This window comes from Candidatus Desulfatibia sp. (genome assembly GCF_036446775.1).
Taxonomy (GTDB): domain Bacteria; phylum Desulfobacterota; class Desulfobacteria; order Desulfobacterales; family UBA11574; genus Desulfatibia_A.
This window is the reverse complement of record NZ_JAZFTO010000239.1, coordinates 1-6,973: the sequence shown is the minus strand read 5'-3', so window position 1 is coordinate 6,973 and position 6,973 is coordinate 1. Positions and strand designations below refer to the sequence as shown.

Here is a 6,973-nt window from a genome sequence, read left to right as displayed (position 1 = left end):
AAGGCGACAAACTGCCTGCCCGTGAAAGGCGCGATAAAGTTGAACTGCTTCAAAAGATGAACAAGGACTATCAGCGGCTGGTGGCCGATGCTAAGGAGGACATTGCCCGGGAGGACCGTCAACTTGTTGCCCTCATACTGGAAAAAGCTAACGATATCCTGAAAAGTGTGGCAAAAAAGAAAAAATACACCATTATCCTGAAAGATCCCAAGACCATCGGTTACCTGGACCCTGCTGTCGATATCACCGATCTGGTCGTAAAAGAGCTCAACAAGAGAAAATAATAAAATCGCAAAGCGATTTTATACAACGTCCCGCTTCAAGCGGGACGGGATCTAATAAGCGAAAGGGGTTTGCCCAAAAGCAAACCCCTTTATCAATTTTTTGATTTGCTCGCTAACCCCTCCTCAAGGTTCACCAAGGCTCCAAGTAAGAAAATACGGTTGACAATTTCTTACCTGCGGTGTAACCTAAAGCTTACTTTCAATTCTAATCACTAAGGTAAAATAAATGGAAACCATATCATCCAAGGTCACATCAAAAGGACAGGTTGTAATCCCCAAAAGATTGAGGGAAAAATATGGGATATGCTCGGCCACATCGATTCGCTGGATTGAAAATGAGCAAGGCATTTTGATGGTACCCGAGTCCGAGGATCCGATTATAGCGGCCCGAGGAATGTTGAAGGGTTCTGGAATATTGAAAGCCTATTTGAAAGAAAAAAGACTCGAAAAACAAAGGGAGAACAAAAAAGTTGCCGGGACCAAATAGTTTTGTCCTCAATAGTTTTGCTTTAATTGGATATCTCGAAAATGAATCCTTTTCTGACCAGATCCAGCATGCTCTCACTCAGGCAAAGAGTGGAGCCTCTCGCCTATATTTTCATGCAATTCACTTAGGTGAGGTTTACTATATTACATTGAGGGAACAAGGCCGGAGTTCGGCAGACTTAGCCTACTCCAGAATTAAAGCTTTGCCGATAAAGCTGATCGATCGCATCGATGAAGAACTTCTTCTGGCAGCTGCCGGTCTTAAAGCAAGATATCCTATTTCGTATGCAGATTCATTTGCTGCGGCTTTGGCGATGATCAAAAACTGCCCCCTTCTAACAGGAGACCCTGAATTCAGATCGCTTGAAAAACAAGGTATCATCAGCATCGAGTGGCTTACATAGCCCCTGAAAGGGTCTTTTATATCTCTCACCCCGATGGAATAACAACCAAAACTTAATTCCATTGGGCAGGCAGAGTACACAGTCACCGACGCGCCACAGCCGCTATGGCGACGGAGCGAGTACTCAGAGGAAGATAATTATCATTTTTCATTTGCCGCTGACCCCGCAGGATAGGCTCCGCTACCTACGGGACGGAGGGCGCCCCGCTATATCTAGTGGGATTAAGAACCGGCAAATGAAAACCGCTATGCCTGGCAAGATATTGGCTGTCAAAACCTGCCCCCAGGGCTGATTGATTTTTTCTTTCCGCCCTTTTATCCCGCTCTAATTAGCGGGGCTCAGCGGAAAGGAAAAAAACCCAAATCTCTGTGACCTCTGCCTGCCCGCCGCCGGTGAACTCCACGAACCCCACATTCAAAAATAATCCGCTTGACATATTACGGCAAGCGTAATACTATCCGCATATGATAAAATCATTTGCCTGCCGAGACACTGAAAAGCTGTTCAACGATCAGCGCGTACGCCGCTTCCAATCTTTTGAACGGCAGGCGAGAAAAAGGCTTATGGTTCTTCATGCCGCTCCGAGTCTGGAAGCTTTGATGCTTAATCCAGGCAATAAATTCCATGCTTTAAAGGGCGATAGGAAGGGGCAATTCGCTATCAGCATTAACAAACAATGGCGTGTATGTTTTGAGTGGCATGATGATAATGCATTTAATGTTGAAATTGTCGATTATCATTGAGGTGTTGATATGAGTGCTAACAAACTTCTTGATCCGATTACACCGGGTGAAATCCTGCGTGAAGATTTCATGGAACCCTTGGGTATTAGTATAAATCAGCTTTCACGTGACCTTTCTGTTCCTCCCAATAGGATCAGCGAGATTGTCAACGGGAAAAGAGCCATTACTACCGACACCGCCTTGAGATTGCAGCGCTACTTTGGTGTTGAAGCTCAGTTTTGGCTGAACTTACAAACTGAATATGATTTGCGATTGATAAAGCGTAAAATTTGGTCTGATATCGAACGGCGAATTATCCCGGTTAAGAATACAGAGACAGGGATTGAGCTTAGTACCGGAGCATAACAAAGACGAGCTATCCAAGATTAAGATAGCGGCCCGAGGAATGTTGAAGGGTTCTGGAATATTGAAAGCCTAATGTTGCGAAAATCGAAGGAACCCCCAGCGGGCTTAATTGTAGTTTTATATTCGACCCCGGTACGATCTGCCGGCATGTCCCGGTAATTCCACGGGGCCTGTCCCGGCAATTCCACGGGGCCTGTCCCGGCAATTCCACGGGGCCCGTCCCGATTAAATATGATGGGGTCCCGGTGAAATGATCTGCGAATTTCACCCCGATGGAATAGAAGAAAAAATAGATTCCATTGGGCAAGCAGGATAAACATTTAATTGGGCAGGTGGGTTCGGTTCATTAAACCTTTTACAATATGAGGTGGTATATGCAAATACACCGTATGGAAACCACAATTCCAAGTAATGGTACGCTAATTATAAAAGGATTGCCATTTCAACCTGGCGATAAGGTTGAAGTCATAGTGCGTAGCCAAGTGCCTAAACAAGAGATAGGAGAACGATATCCTTTGCGTGGCAAACCGATTCAGTATATAGATCCCTTTGAAAGCGTTGCTGAAGATGAGTGGAATGTTTTGAAATAAATGCAAGAACAGATTTGACGGGGTAAAAATTAAGGGATGCAGATTTCGGAATACGGAATAGTAAATAATATTCAGTTATCTAGAGTGTAGTTCATCCCATGTTAGGTGTGGTCCATCTAGCACTAGCGGTATTGAATTTATAACATTGCGGCCAAGAATACCCCATGCTTGATCGATAATCAAGAAATGGCCCCGGAAAGATCGATTACAAAAAATAAGTTCAGGCTAAACAACAGGGGCAGAACTAGGATGGCCATTAAAGCCGATCAATTTGTATCGTTTATCTTGAACTGAAGATATATAAAGGCGGTTTAAAGCGACTTGAGGGATAAGAGTTACATCAGCGCCGGAGTCCAAAAGCATCGGAACATCCAAGACAACCATCCCGGTATCCGGGTTTCGCAGTGTCACTTGGGCTACTGGTGCGGGCGGTCCGAACAAAGTGTCATCATAATGAGGCATTAGAAGGTTCCGCGGTGATTTCCATTTTAAAATCTATTGCTTGTTCAGAATTTGCCAGACGAGGGCTGTAGATGCGGGCATACTTTTCTTCATCGAAATCCGGAACGATCACATATACTTTTGTTTTGTCCGGCAGATGGAGTTTGCTTTTCAGTCGTATTTGGCCTTTTTCTACGATGCCTTCAAGGGTTACGACACTCATTTTATTGCTCCTGTTTCTTTGTTTAAATTTGAATTCCCCGCTGCTTGCAGCGCGGGATGAATTCAAATGAAAGATAAAATCCTTTTTTGCGTTATCTGTTGTAAGTCCATGTTATAAGTGGACATTCTTGTAGGAATTGCTAATAATATAAACGTTCTGCACGAACGTCCTCTCAATCCTATTGTTAAGCTTCAACCTTCATTGGCCAATTCCATGATTCGTTTGAACAAATCTGGAGACAACCGATAGCCTGCATCCGAAAGCGCGTTGAGAACTGGCGATACCCTGTCCAAAATTCCTGCTCTTTTAGCCATTATTAAAATACCGCCGGTTCCAATGACTTTAATACCCCTGCTTTTGGCGATTTTCCTTCCTTTTCTGTCATCAATGATTAACAGACGGGCGTTTTTTTCCAATGCGAGTTGAATAGATTCTGCTTCTCCTGCATCTATTAGTAAACGTAAAATAGAAGATTCGCTCGATTGTTTAAGCTCGACAATTTTGATCCAACCGGCATTGATGGCCTCAGATAACGCCATGGTACCTGGTTTGTGGCTCGACACCTTGAGTTCTTCAAAAACCCGTGAAGGAATGGATATTGAATTGTAAAGGCTTTTCAGTATAGAGAGATGCCCGGTCCGGGCCATTCCGATCAAAGGACCGGCATCTGCAACGACTAAACTCGACACCGTTAAGTCTCCAGCTCCTCAGCCAAATCTTCAGGTGGATAATCAACAGCCGGAATTTCGAATTCGCTCAAAAGATCCAAAAAATCATCTATCGACAAGAATGAAATTCGTGCGGCTTGAGAAAGCGTGATATGCCTTGCTTGGAATAAATGGAGAGCTAAAGCCTTATTTACACCATGTTTCAGTAAACGTTCATCAAAGGGAACCGCAAGAAAAGCAGGGCGGCCATGTTTTGTAATCAAAGCAAGCCGTCCCTCTTCTGCATCTTTGAGAAGATCACCGGTGCGCTGTCGCAGCTCACGAACTGTAAAAACATTAAGCTGTTCCATAATAACCCCTCATGATTAATTGTGCATACATTTGATAGCACAATTGTATTTACTGCGCAATATTTATTTGATATAAGCCCAGGCAAGTTTTACAGCATAGCGTAACAGGCGCATATAGGCTGTCAGCGGATGAAAGACGAGCTATCCAAGATTAAGATAGCGGCCCGAGGAATGTTGAAGGGTTCTGGAATATTGAAAGCCTTAGGACTTCTGAAGGGATCAAGATGGCCTGCGAGCATGTGGAAGAGTTCAAGGAGATGGTGTGCACTAAATCAGTGAAAAATCACTACCAAACCTTTCTTAGAGTTTTAAGTCCTTTCAAGTAGTCTTCATATTCCAAGTTTGCCCGAACACCATATTCACTGAATATATCTATCATCTTTGATATAGAAACCCCGGCTATTTTTGAGGCCTTTTCTAACGATGCCTCAGATTTTTTATATTTTTGGATAGCCAGCATGATCCTGCCGAGATCAACAAGCTCTCTGACCTTTTTTGACACATCAGCGCGTTCTTCCTTTGCAAGCGATGAAAGAAATCGAAAATAATCATCATTAATACGTATGCTGAGAGTTTTTCCGGCCATTTTTATTTACCTCCTTCAATTCTTTTCTTTGCATCTGTAAGTATCGCTTTGCTATATCTGCCGATGGCTTGGAGTCTTCCCAACTTTGTTAAGGCTTCATCCTTGGCAACAAGTTGCTTTTCATGTGCCCTTATTAAAAAACCGATGGCGGTAACGAAATCAATATTTAAAAGCTTGGAAGCCCTGATGGCATTTCTATCGTCTGTAGCAATGAATTCAGCTCCTATCTGAAGGGCAAGCAACAATGCCTCGGCCTCGCCTTCATCGATATTGAAATCGTCCATTAATTTCCTTTTTTGCCTTGGGTTTTTCGCAGTTAAAATCTCAATTTTTCCCTGTTTGATCAGACTCTCTACCAATGGTCTCTCTTCCCGACCCTGTACACACACTTCCGATTTCACTTTTTTGGAAATCGCAACCCTTCCTTCAAAGGTTGAAAGAAACAATTCGAGCAAATCTGTTCTGGCGAGCAAAATCAAAGTCGATGCATCAAAAATAATCATTATACAGACGTAATACGCTCGCATGACATTGTCAATTAACAAGTGCCGCTTCAAGTTGTTTTTATCCGCAGTGTTTTCTGAGCCCTTAAAAAGAGGGCGCCCAGAAGGGCATCGGCCGCACAATCAGTGAGCTATCTGACCAGGGTCTCAAGGCGGTTAACCTTCTTGATTAATGCAGCTATGCTTTTCTGTTGGTCTTTGATCATATCTTTCTGCTCATCAATCATCCTTTGCTGTTTCCGGGTCGATTTATTGATGGCGTCGTAAAAAGTCCCATCTATAGTTGAATTCGTAACTTTTTACGAGACCATCAAATTGAAAGCGTTGCTGAAGATGAGTGGAATGTTTTGAAATGATCTACGAATTTCACAGGATAAAAATTTAACGGGACAGGGATACGGATTCTGATAAAACGCTAACGGCTGTGTATTTGGTTTGAATGTACGTACTATCGGTTACTGTCTATCATTTAAGTTGCCCTGCCGAGGGCTGATTGTTTGGGCTGATTTTACCTTCCCTGCCCAGTTAAATTTGCGGCAGCAACAGCACAGCGTATTTAATCAGGGTCAAAAAATCAGGCAAAGAAAAAAATGATCTCTGTGACCTCTGTGGGCTCAAGCGAAGCGGGCGAGAGAGCCCTGACTCCCGATACCCGCCTAATAGGGCTAAAGACTGGCCAATAGGCGCGGTTGTTGCTCCTGGTGCCGGTCCGGGAATAACGAAAGTCGCGGTTGTTGCTCCTGATTCCAGTTCGGGACTAACGAAAGCTCCGGGCTGATTTGGATCCAATTGGGGTTAGGCAGCAAAGTCGGTACGTCAGCCCAGCTCCTTAAATAAAAGGCACCGGGGTTCAGCAGCCATGCTCCTTCTTCCAAAAATTCATCCTCTTCGTCTTCTTCCATGTCTATAAACAGATCCAGAGGCGGTATCATGAAAAAGTTGGCCGCCGCCGCCGCACGCAGCAGCACTTCAAGTGCTTCTTGCTGAATTGATATCGTTGTCAATGTTGCCAGCGATTCTGAAACGTCTTGCAGGTCTCCGGCAAGAAATGTATAGATTCCTTGAATAACGACTGCTCCCGGTGCAGAAATGTTTCCAGAATCGGGAACAGTAGTAAGCGCGGCGTTCGGAACTACTTATACTCAACGATTTAACCGGCGTCATTTTCGCAGCGGGCATCTTTTTCAGGGAAGGTACAAAAGCATCATCGTTCAAAACGATGCCTACTTGTTGCAGTTATCCTATTATATTCACCGAAACCCTTTGAGAGCCGGTATTGTTGAACGTCTTGCCGACTACCGCTGGAGCAGTTATTTGGCTTATGCCTATGGTCGAAAGGCTCCTGAATGG

Annotated in this window: 13 protein-coding genes; 7 read left to right on the top strand and 6 right to left on the bottom strand. The window is 44.1% G+C overall.

Features of this window, described 5'->3' with window-relative positions; translation table 11 throughout:
• From V3S16_RS11265 to V3S16_RS11240, 6 genes are all read left to right on the top strand, one after another.
• A partial coding sequence (locus V3S16_RS11265) for an OmpH family outer membrane protein (protein WP_413884972.1) occupies window positions 1-284 on the top strand: 284 nt, incomplete at its 5' end.
• A gap of 226 nt (window positions 285-510) precedes the next feature.
• Entirely contained in the window at window positions 511-771 is a 261-nt protein-coding gene (locus V3S16_RS11260; protein ID WP_413884970.1) for an AbrB/MazE/SpoVT family DNA-binding domain-containing protein, read from the top strand.
• Complete coding sequence (locus tag V3S16_RS11255; protein ID WP_413884969.1) at window positions 755-1,174, top strand: type II toxin-antitoxin system VapC family toxin; 420 nt, start codon at window positions 755-757, stop codon at window positions 1,172-1,174. The genes V3S16_RS11260 and V3S16_RS11255 overlap by 17 nt, the downstream gene beginning before the upstream one ends.
• Window positions 1,175-1,638: 464 nt before the next feature.
• Complete coding sequence (locus tag V3S16_RS11250) at window positions 1,639-1,917, top strand: type II toxin-antitoxin system RelE/ParE family toxin (RefSeq protein ID WP_413884967.1); 279 nt, start codon at window positions 1,639-1,641, stop codon at window positions 1,915-1,917.
• Between the two features lie 9 nt (window positions 1,918-1,926).
• Window positions 1,927-2,262, top strand: coding sequence for a HigA family addiction module antitoxin (locus tag V3S16_RS11245; RefSeq protein WP_413884965.1), 336 nt, complete (start codon window positions 1,927-1,929; stop codon window positions 2,260-2,262).
• A 374-nt stretch (window positions 2,263-2,636) separates the two neighbouring features.
• A complete protein-coding gene (locus V3S16_RS11240; protein ID WP_413884963.1) occupies window positions 2,637-2,852 on the top strand; it encodes a hypothetical protein in 216 nt (71 codons plus the stop codon).
• A gap of 448 nt (window positions 2,853-3,300) precedes the next feature.
• Here the strand turns inward: V3S16_RS11240 and V3S16_RS11235 are convergent, their stop codons facing one another.
• The 6 genes from V3S16_RS11235 to V3S16_RS11210 all read right to left on the bottom strand — a co-directional run bounded on the left by V3S16_RS11235 (window position 3,301) and on the right by V3S16_RS11210 (window position 6,627).
• Window positions 3,301-3,516, bottom strand: a complete 216-nt coding sequence (locus V3S16_RS11235) for a hypothetical protein (protein WP_413884961.1) — start codon at window positions 3,514-3,516, stop codon at window positions 3,301-3,303.
• 191 nt (window positions 3,517-3,707) lie between these two features.
• Entirely contained in the window at window positions 3,708-4,205 is a 498-nt protein-coding gene (locus tag V3S16_RS11230; protein ID WP_413884959.1) for a DUF3368 domain-containing protein, read from the bottom strand.
• A 2-nt stretch (window positions 4,206-4,207) separates the two neighbouring features.
• Window positions 4,208-4,534, bottom strand: coding sequence for a type II toxin-antitoxin system prevent-host-death family antitoxin (locus V3S16_RS11225; RefSeq protein ID WP_413884957.1), 327 nt, complete (start codon window positions 4,532-4,534; stop codon window positions 4,208-4,210).
• Between the two features lie 286 nt (window positions 4,535-4,820).
• Complete coding sequence (locus tag V3S16_RS11220) at window positions 4,821-5,120, bottom strand: UPF0175 family protein (protein ID WP_413884955.1); 300 nt, start codon at window positions 5,118-5,120, stop codon at window positions 4,821-4,823.
• Window positions 5,121-5,122: 2 nt separating this feature from the next.
• Window positions 5,123-5,404 (bottom strand): hypothetical protein, encoded by a 282-nt coding sequence (locus tag V3S16_RS11215; protein ID WP_413884953.1) that lies wholly within the window; start codon window positions 5,402-5,404, stop codon window positions 5,123-5,125.
• A gap of 884 nt (window positions 5,405-6,288) precedes the next feature.
• The gene (locus tag V3S16_RS11210; protein ID WP_413884951.1) at window positions 6,289-6,627 is read right to left on the bottom strand and encodes a hypothetical protein; all 339 of its coding nucleotides are present in this window, start codon (window positions 6,625-6,627) and stop codon (window positions 6,289-6,291) included.
• Window positions 6,628-6,712: 85 nt separating this feature from the next.
• Between V3S16_RS11210 and V3S16_RS11205 the strand changes: the two genes are divergently transcribed.
• Window positions 6,713-6,973 (top strand): transposase (locus V3S16_RS11205; protein ID WP_413884949.1); only part of this gene is annotated, 261 nt, incomplete at its 3' end.